The organism is Enterobacter cloacae complex sp. SHL012, from assembly GCF_049237505.1.
Taxonomy (GTDB): domain Bacteria; phylum Pseudomonadota; class Gammaproteobacteria; order Enterobacterales; family Enterobacteriaceae; genus Enterobacter; species Enterobacter kobei.
Genome location: NZ_JBMKIZ010000007.1, coordinates 124,199 through 141,593, shown reverse-complemented (window position 1 = coordinate 141,593; position 17,395 = coordinate 124,199). Strand labels below are relative to the sequence as shown.

Below are 17,395 nucleotides of genomic sequence, written 5' to 3'. Positions count from 1 at the left end.
TTCCTTAATCCATTTGTAAGTCTCTCTTAATAGCACAGCAATCGGGTATACTCAGGCGCGCCAGGTTTACACCCTGGCGCGCCCTGCGCTTCGAGTTTTGTGGAGAGTCATTTTGCGTGTCAGCCGTTCCTTAACGATCAAACAGATGGCGATGGTGTCTGCCGTCACGATGCTGTTTGTCCTGCTTTTCTGCGTCATTTTGCTGTTTCATTCCGTGCAGCAGAATCGCTATAACACGGCTTCGCAGTTAGAAAGTATCGCCCGCTCGGTGCGCGGCCCACTCTCCGCCTCGATCCTGAAAGGGGATATTCCCGAAGCGGAAACCATTTTAAAACGCATTCAGCCTGCTGGCATCGTGAGCCGCGCGGATGTCGTCTTGCCCAACCAGTTCCAGGCGCTGCGGATGAGCTTTATCCCGGAACGCCCCGTCCCGATGATGGTCATGCGCCTGTTTGAACTGCCGGTGCAAATTTCTCTGCCTCTCTATTCGCTGGAACGTCCTGCCAATCCTCAGCCGCTGGCCTACCTGGTCCTGCAGGCAGACTCGTATCGCATGTATAAGTTCGTCATGAGTTGGGTGGTTACGTTAGTGACCACTTGCTTACTTATGACCCTGATTCTCAGCGTGGCGTTAACCTGGTGTATTAACCGGTTGATTGTGCATCCGTTGCGCCGTATCGCCCGCGAGCTGAATGCGCTTGCGCCGCAGGATCAGATGGGCCACCAGCTTGAACTGCCGCGCCTTCATCATGACGATGAGATCGGGATGCTGGTACGCAGCTATAACCTCAACCAGCAGCGCATCCAGCGTCAGCAGGATGAGTTAAATAACAGCGCCACGCGATTCCCGGTGTCAGAACTTCCTAATAAGGCGTTTCTGATGGCGATGCTGGAGCAGACGGTTGCGCGCCAGCAAACCACGGCGCTGATGGTGATCGCCTGTGAAACCCTGCAGGATACGGCGGGCGTGCTCAAGGAGAGCCAGCGTGAAATGCTGCTGCTGACGCTGGTGGAAAAGGTGAAATCTGTCCTGGCCCCGCGCATGGTGCTGACGCAGGTCAGCGGTTACGACCTGGTGGTGATAGCCAACGGCGTGAAAGAGCCGTGGCATGCCATCACATTAGGTCAGCAAGTGCTCACTGTTATTAACGAGCGGCTGCCTGTTCAGGGGATCCAGCTGCGTCCAAGCGCCAGTATCGGTATCGCCATGTACTACGGTGATTTAACGGCGGAGCAGCTGTATCGCCGCGCGTTCTCGGCGGCGTTTACCGCCCGGCGCAAAGGCAAAAATCAGATCCAGTTCTTCGACCCGGAACAGATGGAAAAGGCGCAGCAGCGCCTGACGGAAGAGAGCGACATCCTGACCGCGCTGGATAACCGTCAGTTTGCTCTCTGGCTACAGCCGCAGGTGAATTTACAGACGGGTGAAGTAAAAAGCGCCGAGGCGCTGCTTCGTGTACAGCAGCCGGACGGCTCATGGGAGCTGCCGGAGGGGCTGATTGAACGCATTGAATCCTGTGGCCTGATGGTCACCGTCGGTTATTGGGTGCTGGAGGAGTCCTGCCGCCAGCTTGCCGCCTGGCAGGAGCGCGGCGTGACGCTGCCGCTGTCGGTTAATTTGTCTGCGTTGCAGCTCATGCATCCGACGATGGTTTCCGAAATGCTGGAGCTGATCAATCGCTACCGGATCAAGCCTGATACGCTGACGCTGGAAGTGACGGAGAGCCGACGCATTGACGATCCTAACGAAGCCGTTGCCATTTTGAAGCCGCTGCGCAATGCCGGCATTCGCATCGCGCTGGACGATTTTGGTATGGGCTACGCCGGGCTGCGTCAGCTTCAGCATATGAAAACCCTGCCGGTGGATGTGCTGAAAATCGACAAAGCGTTTGTCGAAGGGCTGCCAGAGGACAGCAGCATGGTGCAGGCCATTATTCAGATGGCGCGCAGTCTCAATCTGCATCTGATTGCCGAGGGGATTGAAACCGACGCGCAGCGCATCTGGCTGGCAGAGGCGGGCGTAGAGAGCGGTCAGGGCTTCCTTTTTGCCGCTGCTGTTCCTGCGGATGTCTTTGAACAACGCTACCTTCCCGGTGCTGACAATCACGCAAAAGTGTAATTTTGTTGCTGGCTTGTGCGAGCCAGCTCAAAGTTCTTAACATTTGTGTTTCAAATTTGAACTGAGTTTATTTCTGTCCTGTTATACGGGTGTTATTTTAGAGCCGCAGGTTAACCATAACCTTACAAAACCTGTGGTTTTTCTTCCCAAGGACACCTTATGAAAACCTCACTCTTCAAAAGTCTCTATTTCCAGGTCCTGACAGCCATCGCCATCGGTATTTTGCTGGGGCATTACTACCCTGAGCTGGGCGCGCAAATGAAACCGCTTGGCGACGCGTTCGTGAAGCTCATCAAAATGGTCATCGCCCCGGTAATCTTCTGTACGGTTGTCACGGGCATCGCTGGCATGGAAAGCATGAAAGCGGTAGGCCGTACCGGTGCTGTGGCGCTGCTCTATTTCGAAGTGGTCAGTACCCTTGCGCTGATTATTGGTCTGATTATCGTTAACGTGGTCCAGCCTGGTGCGGGCATGAACGTTGACCCCTCAACGCTCGATGCCAAAGCGGTCGCGGTCTATGCCGAGCAGGCGAAGGATCAGGGCGTGGTGGCCTTCCTGCTGGACGTGATACCCGGCAGCGTCATTGGCGCGTTTGCCAGCGGAAACATTCTGCAGGTACTGCTGTTTGCCGTCATGTTTGGCTTTGCCCTGCACCGTCTGGGCAGCAAAGGCCAACTTATCTTTAACGTGATTGAGAGCTTCTCACAGGTCATCTTTGGCATCATCAATATGATCATGCGCCTGGCGCCAATCGGTGCCTTCGGTGCGATGGCCTTCACCATCGGTAAATATGGCGTCGGTACGCTGGTGCAGCTGGGACAGCTGATTATCTGCTTCTATATCACCTGTATTCTTTTCGTGGTGGTGGTGCTGGGCTCCATTGCCCGTGCGACAGGTTTCAACATCTTCAAATTTATCCGTTACATTCGTGAAGAGCTGCTGATTGTGCTGGGGACCTCTTCTTCAGAATCGGCGTTGCCGCGTATGCTCGACAAGATGGAAAAACTCGGGTGCCGTAAGTCGGTGGTCGGGCTGGTGATCCCGACGGGCTACTCCTTCAACCTTGATGGTACGTCGATATACCTGACGATGGCGGCGGTGTTCATCGCTCAGGCGACCAACAGCCATATGGATATTTTCCATCAGATCACCCTGTTGGTGGTGCTCCTGCTCTCCTCGAAAGGCGCGGCAGGCGTAACGGGCAGTGGCTTTATCGTGCTGGCGGCCACCATTTCTGCGGTGGGGCATCTGCCGGTGGCGGGCCTGGCGCTGATTCTCGGTATTGACCGCTTTATGTCCGAGGCGCGCGCATTAACCAACCTGGTAGGTAACGGTGTGGCGACGGTCGTTGTCGCGAAATGGGTGAAAGAGCTGGATCACAAAAAACTCGAAGATACGCTGAATAATCGCGTGTCTGATAGCAAAACTCCTGGTTTAACCTCCTAATCTTGTTACAAATGCCCGCATTCCCTTGTCGGGATGCGGGCTCCTGCGCATAATAACCCTTCATACCTGTCATAATTCGACAAGATTTTTTTTGGGTATATTTCACTTCGGACCGTGACGTTTTGCCGAACGCGCGGTCTAATCGACGTGTTTTCATCGTCATCTTTTAGAGTGCAGCGCGTCGCGAGACACTCTTTTTAACCAGGAATGTTGATCAGGGGTTCACATGCAGGGCACAAAAATTCGACTCTTAACCGGCGGTTTGCTGATGATGGCAGCAGCCAGTTATGTGCAGGCAGATGCGCTCCAGCCAGACCCGGCCTGGCAACAAGGCACGTTAGCGAACGGTTTCCAGTGGCAGGTTTTATCCACCCCGCAACGTCCGAGCGATCGTGTTGAAATCCGTCTGTCCGTTAATACCGGCTCCCTTACGGAAAGTACTCAGCAAACCGGTTTTAGCCATTTTATTCCCCGTCTGGCGCTCACTCAGAGCGGCAGCCTGCAAGCGGTTCAGGTGCGTTCGCTGTGGCAACAGGCCATCGATCCAAAACGCCCGCTGCCTCCGGCTGTGGTCTCCTATGACTACACCATGTTTAACCTGAGCCTGCCAAATAACCGTAACGATCTGCTCAAAGAAGCGCTGACCTATCTCGCTGATGCCTCAGGCAACCTGGCGATTACGCCGGATACCGTTAACTATGCGCTGAGCAACAGCGACATGGTGGCGACCTGGCCTGCGGATACCAAAGAGGGCTGGTGGCGCTACCGTCTGAAAGGTTCAACGTTGCTGGGTCACGATCCGGCGGAGCCGCTGAAGCAGCCGGTCGATGCCGAACAGGTGAAATCGTTCTACCAGAAATGGTACACCCCGGACGCCATGACGCTGATTGTGGTTGGCAATGTCGATAGCCGCGCGGTGGTTGAACAGATCAACAAAGCGTTTGGCGATTTGAAAGGCAAGCGTGAAACGCCTGCCCCGGTTCCGACACTCTCTCCGCTGCGCGCCGAACCTGTCAGCATTATGACGGACACCGTGCGTCAGGACCGACTCTCCGTGATGTGGGATAACGCCTGGCAGCCTATCCGCGAATCCGCCGCGCTGCTGCGCTACTGGCGTGCCGACCTGGCGCGTGAAGCGTTGTTCTGGCACGTCCAGCAGACGCTCAGTAAGAATAACGTGAAGAATATTGGTCTTGGCTTTGACTGTCGCGTGCTTTTCCAGCGTGCGCAATGTGCCATTAACGTTGAATCGCCGGGCGATAAGCTGAATGCGAATCTGGGTGTGGTCGCCAAAGAGCTGGCAAAAGTGCGTAAAGAGGGCCTCTCTGAAGAGGAGTTCAATGCGCTGGTGGCCCAGAAAAAACTGGAGCTGCAGAAGCTGTTTGCGACCTACGCGCGTGCCGATACCGATATTCTGATCAGCCAGCGCATCCGCTCCCTGCAGAATCAGGTTGTCGACATTGCGCCTGAACAGTACCAGAAGCTTCGTCAGGATTTCCTGAACGGTTTGACCGTGGATATGTTAAATCAGGATTTACGTCAGCAGCTGTCGCAGGATATGGCATTGATCCTTATGCAGCCGAAAGGCGAGCCGGAATATGACATGAAGGAACTTCAGAAGACCTGGGATTCTATTATGGTTACCGCGCCGCAGCCGGCGACCGCAGCGGATGATTTACACCCGGACGCGACGGATATTCCGCAAGGACAGTAATGCGTAGACATGCCCTCTCCCTGTGGGAGAGGGCCAGGGTGAGGGCATCAGCCCGTACTTTGGTTAAACAGGCATCGCCTCACGCGGAATAATCGCCCCGCGATACTGAATCACGGTGCTGGCCGTCAGGTGTCCGCGCTGTGCCGCGGCTTCCGGCGTTCCCCCGGTCAGACGTACCGCCAGGTAACCCGCGCTGAAGGAGTCCCCTGCCGCTGTCGTATCAATCACGTTCTCTTTGGCCAGCTTCACCGCCGGGACTTCAACCACCGCTTCACCCGCCATCGCGACCAGACATGATTCCGCCCCGCGCTTAATGACGACTTCGCTTACGCCCGCCGCCTGCGTGCGTGCAATCACGTCATCTACGGGCTTCTCACCCCACAGGGCGTCTTCATCGTCGAGCGTCAGGAACGCAATGTCCGTGCACTGCAGCATCTGCTGATAAACCTGCTGCGTCTCTTCACGGCTGGCCCACAGGCGTGGACGGTAGTTGTTATCAAAAATCACCTTACCGCCGTTGGCGCGGCATTTATGCAGCAGCGACAGCAGCTTTTCGCGGCTGACTGGACTGAGGATCGCCAGGCTGATCCCACTCAGATAGAGATAGTCAAAGCGTGCCAGTGCTTCACAAATGGCCGGGGCCGCATCGCTCTCCAGCCAGAACTTCGCCGCGGCTTCGTTACGCCAGTAATAAAACGTGCGTTCGCCGGTGCTGTCGGTTTCGATGTAGTAAAGCCCGGGAAGGCGGTTTTCCATACGCTGGATCAGCGCGGTGCCCACATGTTCATTCTGCCAGGCTTCCAGCATCTGCTGGCTGAAGCTGTCCGTGCCGAGGGCGGTAACATAGTCCACGGAGAGTGCTTCTGGCGCAACCTGACGGGCGATATAGACGGAAGTGTTTAACGTGTCGCCACCAAATCCGCGGCTGACTTCCGCGCCTTTTTGGGACAGCTCAATCATGCATTCGCCAATCACGGCAATTTTTTTGGACATAGTCGTGAACCTGAACAGAAGAATTTATCAGCAGTGTGCGCTGAGTGAATTAGATGGTCAACTATATTAAAACGACGTTCCATTATTTAATTTGAGCCAGCACGTGTTCCGGCAAATTTCTGTCATCTTAATTTCATTTTCCCGGTGAATTGAACATAAAGTTCTCAATTGTCGCGCCGATAACCCAGTGACGAGTCCAGAAAGGCCATCCAACAACAGGACATCTGAAATGAAGTCAGAGCAGGTTATCCAGCGGCTGAGCACTACGCCTGAGGCAAGTATTGAGAACTTGCAGGAGCATCGCTACTGGCTGCAATGTGAGCGTGCGTATACCTATCAGCCGATCTACCGAACGGACGGTCGACTGATGGCCATTGAAATTTTGACCGTTGTTACGCACCCGTCAAACCCTATACAGCGTATCGCGCCAGATCGCTATTTTGCCGAAGTTGCCGTTCGCCAGCGCCTTGACGTGCTGGAAGAGCAGCTTCGTATGCTGGCGACCAAACAGGCCTTTTTCGAGCGGCACAATATCCTCGCCTCGGTTAACGTGGATGGCCCGACACTGCTGGCGCTGCGTCAGAATGCAAAATTGCAGGAACTGATCGCCACTCTGCCGTGGATGCGTTTTGAACTGGTGGAGCACGTCCGGCTGCCGCAGGACTCCTCGTTTGCCTCGATGTGTGAATTTGGCCCGCTGTGGCTGGATGACTTTGGTACGGGCATGGCGAACTTCTCTGCGCTGAGCGAAGTGCGTTATGACTACATCAAAGTGGCCCGCGATCTGTTTATTATGCTGCGTCAGACCCCGGAAGGGCGAAACCTGTTTACGCTGTTATTGCAGCTGATGAACCGCTATTGCAAAGGGGTGATTGTCGAAGGTGTGGAAACGCTGGAAGAGTGGCGCGATGTGCAACACTCACCCGCTGCTGCCGCACAAGGTTATTTCCTCTCTCGTCCGGTTCCTATGGATACCCTCGATACCGTCATAACTAACCTCTGATCCGCCCGTTTCCCCTTGTCTGGACTATAGTTTTACAGGACAGGCCATCAGGAAAGGGGACAAAAATGACAAAGACAACCAGGGTTATCTCCTGGACTACAGGGATTTTCTTGTTGTTGATCGTGGTTATCGTCGTCATTATTGCGACGTTTGACTGGAATCGCCTTAAGCCGACCATCAACCAGAAAGTCTCAGCTGAGCTGAACCGTCCCTTCGCCATCCGCGGCGATTTGGGCGTGGTATGGGAACGTCAGAAACAGGAGACCGGCTGGCGAAGCTGGATCCCCTGGCCGCACGTCCACGCCGACGACATTATTCTCGGCAACCCGCCGGATATTCCGGACGTCACCATGGTTCATCTGCCACGCGTTGAAGCCACGCTGGCGCCGTTAGCGCTCCTGACCAAAACCGTCTATCTGCCGTGGATTAAACTCCAGCAGCCCGATGCGCGTCTGATCCGCCTTTCTGAAAAGAACAACAACTGGACGTTTAACCTTGCCAGCGACGGCGAAAAAGATCCCAATGCCCGGCCCTCTTCATGGTCATTCCGTCTGGACAATATTCTTTTCGATCGCGGGCGGATCGCCATCGACGATAAAGTCAGCAAGGCGGATGTGGAGATCCTGGTCGATCCGTTGGGTAAACCGCTACCGTTTAGCGAAGTGACGGGCAACCAGGCGAAAGGCGATAACGCCAAGGCGGGAGATTATGTTTTCGGACTGACGGCCAAAGGGCGCTACAACGGCCAGCCGCTGAGCGGGAAAGGAAAAATGGGCGGCATGCTGGCGCTCAGGAGCGAAGGTACGCCGTTCCCGGTGCAGGCGGATTTCCGTTCAGGGAATACGCGCGTGGCATTCGTGGGCACGGTCAACGACCCGATGAACATGGGGGGCGTGGATCTGCGGCTGAAATTTGCCGGTGATTCGCTGGGTGAACTGTATGAGCTGACCGGTGTGTTGCTGCCCGATACGCCGCCGTTCGAAACGGACGGGCATCTGGTTGCCAAAATCGACACCGAAAAATCGTCTGTCTTTGACTACCGGGATTTTAACGGCCGCATCGGTGACAGTGATATCCACGGCTCGCTAACCTACACCACCGGAAAACCGCGCCCGAAACTGGAAGGGGATGTGGAGTCCCGCCAGCTACGTCTGGCCGATCTGGGACCGTTGATTGGCGTGGATTCGGGCAAAGGCACGAAGTCGAAAGAGGTCAAAAAGGACGTTCAGCCTGCGGGGAAAGTGCTGCCTTACGATCGCTTCGAAACTGACAAATGGGACGTGATGGATGCCGATGTACGCTTCAAAGGGCGTAAAATTGAGCATGGCAGCACGTTGCCGCTGAGCGATCTCTCGACGCATGTCATTCTTAAAAACGCCGATCTGCGCCTGCAGCCGCTGAAGTTTGGTATGGCGGGCGGAACGATTTCCTCGAACATTCACCTCGAGGGCGATAAAAAGCCGATGCAGGGGCGCGCCGAAATTCAGGCCCGCAGGCTGAAGCTGAAAGAGTTGATGCCAAACGTGGAGTTGATGCAGAAAACCCTCGGTGAAATGAACGGTGACGCGGACATTCGCGGGGTAGGGAATTCCGTGGCGGCGCTGCTGGGCAGCGGCAATGGTAACCTGAAACTGCTGATGAACGACGGCCTGGTCAGCCGCAACCTGATGGAGATCCTGGGGCTGAACGTGGGCAACTTTATCATCGGGCAAATTTTCGGGGATGACGAGGTGCGGGTGAACTGCGCCGCGGCCAATCTGGATCTGGTTAACGGCGTGGCGCGTCCGAAGATTTTTGCCTTCGACACGGAAAACGCGGTGATTAACGTGACCGGTACCGCCAGCATGGCCTCAGAGCAGCTGGATTTGACGATCGACCCGGAAAGTAAAGGGATCCGTATTATTACCCTGCGCTCACCGCTTTATGTCCGCGGCACCTTTAAAAATCCGCAGGCAGGCGTGAAGCCCGGGCCGCTGATCGCGCGTGGTGCGGTGGCCGCAGCCCTCGCGACGCTGGTCACTCCAGCCGCCGCGCTGCTGGCATTGATCTCGCCGTCAGAAGGTGAGGCGAACCAGTGTCGGACAATTTTGTCGCAGATGAAGAAGTAAGATGCGGGATGTTTTTGCCGGGTGGCGCTGCGCTTACCCGGCCTACATGTTGAATCGTAGGCCGGGTAAGGCGTAGCCGCCACCCGGCATGAGCTTACAGTGCCTGATGCTTAGTCTCATGCGTCAGCAGCAGCGCAATCAGCGTCAGCGCCGCCATGGCCGCCAGGTAAACGCCCACGTAGAACAGACCATAATTTGCCTGCAGCCAGGTGGCGATGTATGGCGCAACGGACGCCCCCAGAATGGAAGAGACGTTGTAGGAGAACGACGCACCGGTATAACGCACCTCCGTCGGGAACAGCTCTGGCAGCAGCGCGCCCATTGGGCCGAAGGTGAGCCCCATCAGGCTAAGGCCAATCAGCAGGTAGGCCATCACCAGTGCCGGGCTACCCGAACCCAGCAGCGGCGGGAAGACGAACAGGGCAAACAGAATGATCAGCGTGGTGATCGTAATCATGCTCGCACGACGACCGAATTTATCCGCCAGCAGGCCGGCAATCGGCACCATCACACCAAACCCGATGACCGCCATCATCAACATCCACAGTACTTCGTTACGCGGCAGACCCAGCCCAACCGGCGCGGCGGCGGTACTGTAGGTCATGGAGTAAACCGTCATGATGTAGAACAGCGTATAGGTTGCCAGCATGATGAACGTGCCCAGCACGGTGACGCGGACGTGTTTGGTCAGCAGCGTGCCCAGCGGGACTTTCACCTGTTTTTTCGCCGCGGCCACTTTCGCGAACACCGGCGTCTCATGCAGGGACACGCGGACATACAGGCCAATCAATACCAGCACGGCAGAGAAGACAAACGGAATACGCCAGCCCCAGCTCATGAACTGTTCATCCGTCAGCAGCCAGGAAAGCAGCAGGAAGGTCCCGTTGGCAAAGAAGAAGCCAATCGGCGCGCCAAGCTGCGGGAATGAACCGTACAGCGCGCGTTTACGCGGCGGGGCATTTTCGGTCGCCAGCAGCGCCGCGCCACCCCATTCACCGCCCAACCCCAGACCCTGACCAAAACGCGCCAGCGCCAGCAGGACCGGCGCCAGAATGCCAATGGTTTCGTAGGTCGGCAGCAGGCCGATCGCCACGGTGGAGATCCCCATCGTCAGCAGCGAGGCCACCAGGGTGACCTTACGACCAATACGGTCGCCAAAGTGTCCAAACAGCGCAGAGCCAATCGGACGTGCAACAAACGCGATAGCAAAGGTTGCCAGAGACTGCAGCGTCGCCGCCGTCGGGTCTCCCTGCGGGAAGAAAATATGCGGGAAGACGATGACCGCAGCGGTGGCGTAAATGTAAAAGTCGAAGAACTCAATGGCGGTGCCAATCAGCGATGCGACGACAACTTTATTGCGCGAGTTGACCGGGACGTTTTCCGCGCCAGAGTCGAGTGTTGTGGCTGTTGCTTGCATAATATTTTCTTATTTTTTATCGAACGAAAGGCCATATTACGCACAGCAAAAGCGACATTTCAATCTGTAACAAAGTCGCGTCCTGGTGATAAAAGCAACAAAAAGCGGATAATTTTCAGGCCAGCGAAAATGCTTCCATGAAATGCTTCACAGTTTTTAAATATTGGTGGATAAAACTGGTTTTTGGTTAAATAAAAGTTACGGGCTGGATTTATATGCTGAAATGATGAGTCGGGCTGAAATTTCAGCCCGAGAGAGGGGTTAGCGGTGTGTTTTTCCCGGCATGCGTGTGTCGCCTTTGTACTCGGCGGTGGCAATCCACGCGGCGCAGAACAGGGTCAGGCGGGCGAAGAAGTAGAAAAAGGCCATCAACCCCAGCACGGAGCCGAACGCCGCGCCCGACGGGGATTTCACCAGCGACGGCAGGGTGTAGGTCATCACGATTTTAATCACTTCAAAGCCTATCGCCGCAATCAGCGTTCCGCGGAGCAGGGCCTTCTTGCGCGGACGATGACGGGGCAAACGCCAGAAAATCCAGAAGAACAGCAGGTAGTTGGCGAAAATGGAAATCGCCAGCCCAATGCCGCGCCAGGCCGGTTTCAGCCATTCGATGTAATCCAGATAGAGTGCAGAGATAATCATCTGCTGTGCGGAGCCCGCCACGGAGGTAATTGAAAGCGTAACGATGAGCGCAATGAGCAGGCCAATCAGCGAAACAAAGTCGCGGAGATACTTAACCCATATTTTCTCCTGATCCTGCGGCTTACGCTCCCACACCTCACGCGACTGGGCGCGAATGGCCTCGCGGAGGTTGCCCATCCAGTTTACCCCGGAGTAAAGGGCGATAAGCAAACCAACGATCCCAACGGTCGTACGTTGCTGAACAGCGGTATTAATCGTGCTTTTTAGCGTGGTGGCGAGGGTCGGGTCACTGACGTTATTCAGGATTTTATTGAAAATATCCTGCAGCAGCGTCGGGTGCGACGCGAGCACAAAACCGGCCGCTGCAAACGACACCATCAGAATGGGGATCATCGACAGGAAGGAGAAATAGGTGATGGCAGCACCAAACTGGTTCCCCATGCGGTCATTAAAGCGCTCGGTCGCACGTATCAAATGCGCAACCATGGGAAACTGCTGAATTCTTTCTGCCAGGCTGGTGACGGTGCCCAGCGTCTTGCTGGCCGCCCCTGGGGTTTTAGCCTTTTCTGGCCCGGTTTCCATCTTCTTGATGGGATCATAATCTAAATGTTGGGTGGGTCGTTGCGGGTTATTTTCCGGCGTCACGCGTCTTTTCCTTTTCGTTAGGCTGGATGTTACTGAATTATAGCTTGCGACTAATCCACGTAAGCTTTTGTGAGTTCGGTCAGCCACTCCATGAACAGATGTACCCGACGGGAGAGGTTGCGGCGATGGGGATAAATCAGGGACACGGGCATCGGTTCCGCGCGATATTGCGGGAGGATCTCAATCAGTTTTTTCGTCCGCAGTAAATCACGTACCCCAACACGTGGAACCTGAATGATGCCCAGCCCGGCAAGGCAGGCCGCCTGATAGGTTTCCGTGCTGTTGACGGTTAATACGCCGCCCGTCTTTATCCACTGCGTTGCACTGCCGTTATAAAATTCAAAGCCCTGCGGACGGGTACCCAGCATGGCGGCGTAGTGAATCACCGCGTGTGAGCCCAAATCATCCAGCGTTTCAGGGTAGCCAAAACGCGCCAGATAATCCGGACTGGCACAGTTAATTACCGTCAGTTTCCCCAGCGGCCGGGCAATTAACCCTGAATCTTTCAGGGAGCCCACGCGGACCACGCAATCAAACCCTTCGCGAATCACATCCACCAGACGATCGCTGCTGCTGAGTTCCAGTTCAATACCCGGGTACTGCTGCAAAAAAGTCGGCAGTCTGGGGATGACTAAATTTCGAGCAACGCCGACGGGCATATCCACGCGCAGCCTTCCGCTTATGGTGGAGGGATCGTGCTGAAACAGTCCGTCCAGTTCATCAAGGTTTGCCAGCAGATCTTTTGCCCGTTCGTAATAGACCATGCCGTCCTGCGTCAGGCTGACGCGACGCGTGGTCCGGTGCAACAGCTGGGTGCCAAGGCGGTTTTCAAGAGCCTGAATTTGCCGCGAAACGCTGCCTTTCGGCAGCGTTAAGGTTTCTGCAGCACGGGAAAAACTTTCCAGTTCCGCGACGCGCACAAACAGTTGCATTGCGTGAATTTTATCCATAGATGAAGCTCATTGTTGTTGCTGTTGAAACAGTGAAGCGTTTTAAACCCTCTTTATTGATCTTCTATCACCTAATAAGCTCTTTCTCAATCTCCATAACAGCCAAAACGAGGTTTATAATGACTGAACGTATCGCATTAGTGACGGGTGGTAGCCGTGGTTTGGGTAAAAACGCGGCGTTGAAGCTGGCGGCAGACGGAACGGGAATTGTTCTGACGTACCACAGCAATCAGCAGGACGCGCTGGAGGTTGTTCGCGAAATTCAGGAAAAAGGCGTGAATGCTGCAGCATTACAGCTCAACGTCGGTGATATTGCCAGCTTCGATAAGTTTGCTCAGCGGCTTCAGGAAATCCTTAAGACCGTCTGGCAACGCGACACCTTTGATTATTTATTGAACAATGCCGGGACGGGTTTATATGCACCCTATACCGACACAACGGAAGCCCAGTTTGATGAGGCGATGAATATTCATTTCAAAGGGCCTTTCTTCCTGACACAGCGCCTGCTGCCTCTGCTGAATGACGGAGGCCGGATCCTCAACGTCTCCAGCGGGCTGGCCCGATTTACCCAGCCAGGCTCCGGAACCTATGCAGCGATGAAAGGGGCGATGGAAGTGTTGACCCGCTATCAGGCGAAGGAGCTGGGTGCGCGTGGTATCTCCGTCAATATTATCGCGCCGGGCGCGATAGAAACCGACTTTGGCGGTGGACGCGTTCGCGACAACGCGCAGCTTAATCAGATGCTGGCATCACAGACGGCGCTGGGGCGGGTGGGGTTGCCGGACGATATCGGCGATGCCATCGCGGCACTGCTCAGCGATAAGCTGGGCTGGATGAATGCGCAACGTATTGAGGTGTCAGGCGGTATGTTCCTGTGAGGCCTGCTGTTAAGGGGAGGGAACCCCTTAAGGAAATCCTTAAAACTGATGTGTCAAAGTACGGGCAAATATAAAAACCACTCGCGGATTTGTAACCTCTCCATTCATTGAGTTTTTTCTTAAATACTGCCTCTGTAGAATTCCCCTTCGCTATTCTCAGAGGGAGAAAAACGATGCGAGTAATCATGTTTGACAGGCAGTCGATATTTATTCATGGAGCGATACACGGTCTGCAGGAGTTAATTCCTGAAATAAATATAACGGGCGCTTGTCAGGCGGACGATTTATGGGGGCAAATATCTGCTTCACCGTCTGCTATCGTGATGATTGACGGCAATTTGATCCAGGAAGAGGAGAGTGCTTTCCTGGAAGAGCTTATGGATTCCTTCCCGGCGATACGGGTGATTATGGTTCTGGCAAGAAAAGAGGCCAGATGGGTTGAGCAGCTCATGCAGCGAAACGTGATGGCCATTATCCCCCGTAACGCTAACCCCGAACGGTTTGCCGCCGTGCTGGATTCCGTGTCCAGAGGGATGGTCTGCTTTCCCGGGGAGTGGGTTAGCCAGCAATCATCAGCACAGCCGTTACTCTGTTTAAGCGAGCGTCAGCGCGAGGTACTCAAACTGCTGGCAGCGGGAGAGTCAAATAAAGAGATTGGCCGCAATCTCAACATCAGCGCGGCCACGGTAAAAGCGCATCTGGAAGCACTTTTTCGGCGGCTGGAGGTGAAAAACCGGACCCAGGCGGCCATGTACTATACCCGGGCGATAGCCTGATACAGCGCGTTCAGACGTGAAGGCGTCTCGGCGAAACTGAATATCAATACTACCAATGCATCATGCTGCTGTTGGGTTAATGGGCGTGTTATATTTTCCCGCAGCAGCCTCTCACATAACTGAATATCTTCGTGAAGCAAACATTCTGCCTGGAGCGGAGTAATGCCTCCGTGAAAATTGTCCTCCTCATGGATCGCATGTCCATAGCCGATCACCCATAAACCATTTTCATCACGATATTTCTCCAGTGAAAGCCCCTGATGCTTCTTTATTAAATCAATGGCGGCATAAGAGATATTCAGCGCATGACCTTTCATATTCATTTCCTCGTAATGGCGATACTGTAGAGGAATTGAACAATGAAGAATATCCGCCAAATGGCTGTTGATCAGGCGTTATGGTTCAGATATTCATGCCGCAATAAACCCAATAACCAGTCATTTTGCCAGCGTCCGGAAAGGTAATAGCTCTCGCGAAGCTCCCCCTCCAGACGAAAGTGGGCTTTTTCCAGCAGTCGTCTGGAGGCGATATTTCCCGCCGTGACGGTGGCGGTGAGCCGACGTAGTCCGCCCTCACGAAAGGCGTAATCGCAAAGCGCCTGCAGGGATTCGAAACCGTAACCTTTCCCCTGCGCCTCGGGTGCAAAAAGAAAGCCCACTTCAGCGCAATCGTCCTCACGATGAATATACCCGGTCACGCCCAGCGGTGCCTGAGAGGTGGCATCACGGACGACGAGACACAGCCAGTGCGTGCTGCCCGGCGTCCAGAGGGGCAGACGAGAATCAAACGCCTCACGAATCGCGGCAACGGGACGGTCTTCCGCCACAAAGCGCATCACGTCAGGATGTTGCTGCAACGCCAGAAAAAAGGGCCAGTCATGCTCCTGCAGAGGCGAGCAGTTCAGGCGTGAAGTCATTAAAACCGGCATTAAGATTCTCCTGAAACATTTTTAATGATTTTAGGGTTGTCACTTTATTTCAACAGAAAGTCAGGTATGGTTAAGCATGTATAAATAAAAGAAAAATGGCCATAAGTGCCCATTCCTGATGTCTTCGTTGTCGCTTAAGGAAAACAATGACTCTCAGCACATCACATCATATTCGCGAACAGTTTGAACACTGTCTGGCGGTCATTCGCCAGGCGTCGGTTGAAATTTTGCTTCTCCTGAATGTACATGTTTCTGAGGGAAAAGATCCACGCTGGCTCCTGGAACAACTGGATAGCGCACGTTTAGCGCTCGGGGGATGGGCAGCCGTTGCGAAGACGCTCAATCTGAATGATGCCGAGATGTCGGAATTTACGCTGCAGCTGCGCCTGCTGCAGCAGCGCGTTCCACAGTATGAAAGCGGGCAGGATGTCAGCGAAAACCAGCTGATTGCGGCGATGCGCTTTGTGACCACGCTGGAACATCTTCGTTTGCAGCAGCCGTTGCTGACTTACAGCACGGAGCTGGCAACGGGTAGCGAACTGCAGCAACAGCAGGCGCACAAGCAGGTTCGCGCCATTGAGCTGATGATTAAAGGACTTATTCAGCAGGCCTGGCCCGATCAGGTGCGGCTCAATAATCATCTTAAGACCTTATTTAATGCCGACCGGGTAAGACGCTGGCTGAAGCTCGGGGAGATCAACGATATCCTGAGCGGGATGATGTTCAGTGAACTGGCGCAGATGCTGGTGGATAAAAAAGAGTTCAGCCGGTATTACGCCTCGCTGTTTAACGATCCTGCCATGCTGACGCTCCTGGTAGAACCGCGTAAAACGCTGCAAACCTTCCTTGATGATATTCGGCAAATTCGCAACAACATCACGGTTCAGAAAACGTTAAGTTCGGCGCAAATTCAGCTGCTGGATAACTACTACATGCAGATTTCCCGACCGGTTCAACGTGCATTCGAAGAGGGGAGAACGCGCGTCAACCCGGCCGGATTGATGGCGGTGGACGCCAGTGAACTGCACACTTTCTGGGAAAAGGCGCAGAAAATGGATCGGGTTACCGGTGGCGATCTGTTTGAGGTCCGTGACACGATTGAAAAGCCGACCCAGCGCGCGCCGCGCACGCCCGAACAGCGTGAGCAGCTTATCTCCGGTGCGTTATGGGGCGCGGTTGGCGTGATGGTAATCGCCATCCTGGTGGGCGGCTTCTGGCTGGTGACCAGCAGCAAACCGCAGCCATCGGCCGAACACACTGCGCAAGCGGCTCCGCCGAAAGATATGCGCGAAACCCCTTCTGCGCGCGAGACGCTGACCCGCATGGGGGTGACCTGGGACGACAATAATTTCCGTTCAGCGATTAACCGCAACGATACCCGTGTCGCGCAGCTCTTTTTGCAGGGCGGGATGGACTGGAAGCTGTCATGGACCGAAGAGGCGATGTCGGCAGGCCATGACGACGTGCTGGAGCTCATGCTGCGCTACCGACGGAACATGACGGAAGAGAAGCCATGCCGTCGCTTTATCAACACGCTCAGCCACGCGATGTCGAACGGTGAGTCCCTGACCTCAGTGCGTAAAGCGTATCTCAAAGCGTTCTGCACCGTGCCCGCCGTGGTGAAGCGCCAGCAGCACGATCTGGATATGGCTACGCGGCGTGCGCAGTCGCAACCGGATGCCACCACGAAAAAATGGCAGTCTATTCAGACTGCCATTTATGAGGTTATCCGCTGATCCCTTTACCCTCTCCCTGTTGTGGGAGAGGGCACCAGAC

14 protein-coding genes are annotated in these 17,395 nt (G+C 54.8%); 8 read left to right on the top strand and 6 right to left on the bottom strand.

Going from position 1 to position 17,395, the window contains the following annotated elements:
- Positions 1-112: 112 nt before the first annotated feature.
- The 3 genes from hmsP to ACOTY9_RS19665 all read left to right on the top strand — a co-directional run bounded on the left by hmsP (position 113) and on the right by ACOTY9_RS19665 (position 5,279).
- Entirely contained in the window at positions 113-2,119 is a 2,007-nt protein-coding gene (hmsP, locus tag ACOTY9_RS19675; protein ID WP_014885599.1) for a biofilm formation regulator HmsP, read from the top strand.
- Positions 2,120-2,278: 159 nt separating this feature from the next.
- Positions 2,279-3,565: a dicarboxylate/amino acid:cation symporter gene (locus tag ACOTY9_RS19670; protein WP_421637392.1), complete on the top strand. Its 1,287-nt coding sequence runs from the start codon at positions 2,279-2,281 to the stop codon at positions 3,563-3,565.
- 226 nt (positions 3,566-3,791) lie between these two features.
- Positions 3,792-5,279, top strand: a complete 1,488-nt coding sequence (locus ACOTY9_RS19665) for a M16 family metallopeptidase (RefSeq protein ID WP_014885597.1) — start codon at positions 3,792-3,794, stop codon at positions 5,277-5,279.
- Positions 5,280-5,342: 63 nt separating this feature from the next.
- Here the strand turns inward: ACOTY9_RS19665 and ACOTY9_RS19660 are convergent, their stop codons facing one another.
- Complete coding sequence (locus tag ACOTY9_RS19660; RefSeq protein ID WP_088127382.1) at positions 5,343-6,272, bottom strand: sugar kinase; 930 nt, start codon at positions 6,270-6,272, stop codon at positions 5,343-5,345.
- Between the two features lie 229 nt (positions 6,273-6,501).
- Here ACOTY9_RS19660 and pdeH point away from each other — a divergent pair, with 229 nt between their 5' ends.
- Together pdeH and ACOTY9_RS19650 are read left to right on the top strand one after the other, a co-directional pair.
- A complete protein-coding gene (gene pdeH / locus ACOTY9_RS19655; RefSeq protein WP_348566062.1) occupies positions 6,502-7,275 on the top strand; it encodes a cyclic-guanylate-specific phosphodiesterase in 774 nt (257 codons plus the stop codon).
- Between the two features lie 65 nt (positions 7,276-7,340).
- On the top strand, positions 7,341-9,383 hold the full coding sequence (locus tag ACOTY9_RS19650; protein WP_348566061.1) for an AsmA family protein: 2,043 nt from the start codon (positions 7,341-7,343) through the stop codon (positions 9,381-9,383).
- A 94-nt stretch (positions 9,384-9,477) separates the two neighbouring features.
- On the opposite strand, the gene ACOTY9_RS19645 is transcribed toward ACOTY9_RS19650, so the two are convergent.
- The 3 genes from ACOTY9_RS19645 to ACOTY9_RS19635 form a co-directional block, all read right to left on the bottom strand.
- Positions 9,478-10,800 carry an MFS transporter gene (locus ACOTY9_RS19645; protein WP_050861820.1) on the bottom strand — a complete coding sequence of 441 codons (1,323 nt, stop codon included), beginning with the start codon at positions 10,798-10,800 and terminating at the stop codon, positions 9,478-9,480.
- Positions 10,801-11,061: 261 nt separating this feature from the next.
- Complete coding sequence (gene yhjD / locus ACOTY9_RS19640) at positions 11,062-12,087, bottom strand: inner membrane protein YhjD (RefSeq protein ID WP_014885592.1); 1,026 nt, start codon at positions 12,085-12,087, stop codon at positions 11,062-11,064.
- A 50-nt stretch (positions 12,088-12,137) separates the two neighbouring features.
- Positions 12,138-13,037, bottom strand: coding sequence for a LysR family transcriptional regulator (locus ACOTY9_RS19635; RefSeq protein WP_023337927.1), 900 nt, complete (start codon positions 13,035-13,037; stop codon positions 12,138-12,140).
- 119 nt (positions 13,038-13,156) lie between these two features.
- Between ACOTY9_RS19635 and ACOTY9_RS19630 the strand changes: the two genes are divergently transcribed.
- Both ACOTY9_RS19630 and ACOTY9_RS19625 read left to right on the top strand, forming a co-directional pair.
- Positions 13,157-13,915, top strand: coding sequence for an SDR family NAD(P)-dependent oxidoreductase (locus ACOTY9_RS19630; RefSeq protein ID WP_057057852.1), 759 nt, complete (start codon positions 13,157-13,159; stop codon positions 13,913-13,915).
- A 173-nt stretch (positions 13,916-14,088) separates the two neighbouring features.
- Positions 14,089-14,691 carry a response regulator transcription factor gene (locus tag ACOTY9_RS19625; protein ID WP_014885589.1) on the top strand — a complete coding sequence of 201 codons (603 nt, stop codon included), beginning with the start codon at positions 14,089-14,091 and terminating at the stop codon, positions 14,689-14,691.
- On the opposite strand, the gene ACOTY9_RS19620 is transcribed toward ACOTY9_RS19625, so the two are convergent.
- Both ACOTY9_RS19620 and ACOTY9_RS19615 read right to left on the bottom strand, forming a co-directional pair.
- Positions 14,670-15,008: a lysozyme gene (locus ACOTY9_RS19620; protein WP_348566060.1), complete on the bottom strand. Its 339-nt coding sequence runs from the start codon at positions 15,006-15,008 to the stop codon at positions 14,670-14,672. The two genes, ACOTY9_RS19625 and ACOTY9_RS19620, sit on opposite strands and share 22 nt — an antisense overlap.
- A gap of 71 nt (positions 15,009-15,079) precedes the next feature.
- Positions 15,080-15,619, bottom strand: coding sequence for a GNAT family N-acetyltransferase (locus ACOTY9_RS19615; protein ID WP_063614515.1), 540 nt, complete (start codon positions 15,617-15,619; stop codon positions 15,080-15,082).
- Between the two features lie 146 nt (positions 15,620-15,765).
- On the opposite strand from ACOTY9_RS19615, the gene ACOTY9_RS19610 reads away from it, so the two are divergent.
- Positions 15,766-17,355: an STY4199 family HEPN domain-containing protein gene (locus ACOTY9_RS19610; RefSeq protein ID WP_096218275.1), complete on the top strand. Its 1,590-nt coding sequence runs from the start codon at positions 15,766-15,768 to the stop codon at positions 17,353-17,355.
- Positions 17,356-17,395 lie beyond the last annotated feature (40 nt).

What these genes read in the sequence shown, in the direction of transcription:
- ACOTY9_RS19670 (WP_421637392.1), top strand. Translation starts at nt 2,279, where the DNA reads ATGAAAACCTCACTCTTCAAAAGTCTCTATTTCCAGGTCCTGACAGCC.
- ACOTY9_RS19665 (WP_014885597.1), top strand. Translation starts at nt 3,792, where the DNA reads ATGCAGGGCACAAAAATTCGACTCTTAACCGGCGGTTTGCTGATGATG.
- ACOTY9_RS19660 (WP_088127382.1), bottom strand. Translation starts at nt 6,272, where the DNA reads ATGTCCAAAAAAATTGCCGTGATTGGCGAATGCATGATTGAGCTGTCC.
- pdeH (WP_348566062.1), top strand. Translation starts at nt 6,502, where the DNA reads ATGAAGTCAGAGCAGGTTATCCAGCGGCTGAGCACTACGCCTGAGGCA.
- ACOTY9_RS19650 (WP_348566061.1), top strand. Translation starts at nt 7,341, where the DNA reads ATGACAAAGACAACCAGGGTTATCTCCTGGACTACAGGGATTTTCTTG.
- ACOTY9_RS19645 (WP_050861820.1), bottom strand. Translation starts at nt 10,800, where the DNA reads ATGCAAGCAACAGCCACAACACTCGACTCTGGCGCGGAAAACGTCCCG.
- ACOTY9_RS19635 (WP_023337927.1), bottom strand. Translation starts at nt 13,037, where the DNA reads ATGGATAAAATTCACGCAATGCAACTGTTTGTGCGCGTCGCGGAACTG.
- ACOTY9_RS19630 (WP_057057852.1), top strand. Translation starts at nt 13,157, where the DNA reads ATGACTGAACGTATCGCATTAGTGACGGGTGGTAGCCGTGGTTTGGGT.
- ACOTY9_RS19625 (WP_014885589.1), top strand. Translation starts at nt 14,089, where the DNA reads ATGCGAGTAATCATGTTTGACAGGCAGTCGATATTTATTCATGGAGCG.
- ACOTY9_RS19620 (WP_348566060.1), bottom strand. Translation starts at nt 15,008, where the DNA reads ATGAAAGGTCATGCGCTGAATATCTCTTATGCCGCCATTGATTTAATA.
- ACOTY9_RS19615 (WP_063614515.1), bottom strand. Translation starts at nt 15,619, where the DNA reads ATGCCGGTTTTAATGACTTCACGCCTGAACTGCTCGCCTCTGCAGGAG.
- ACOTY9_RS19610 (WP_096218275.1), top strand. Translation starts at nt 15,766, where the DNA reads ATGACTCTCAGCACATCACATCATATTCGCGAACAGTTTGAACACTGT.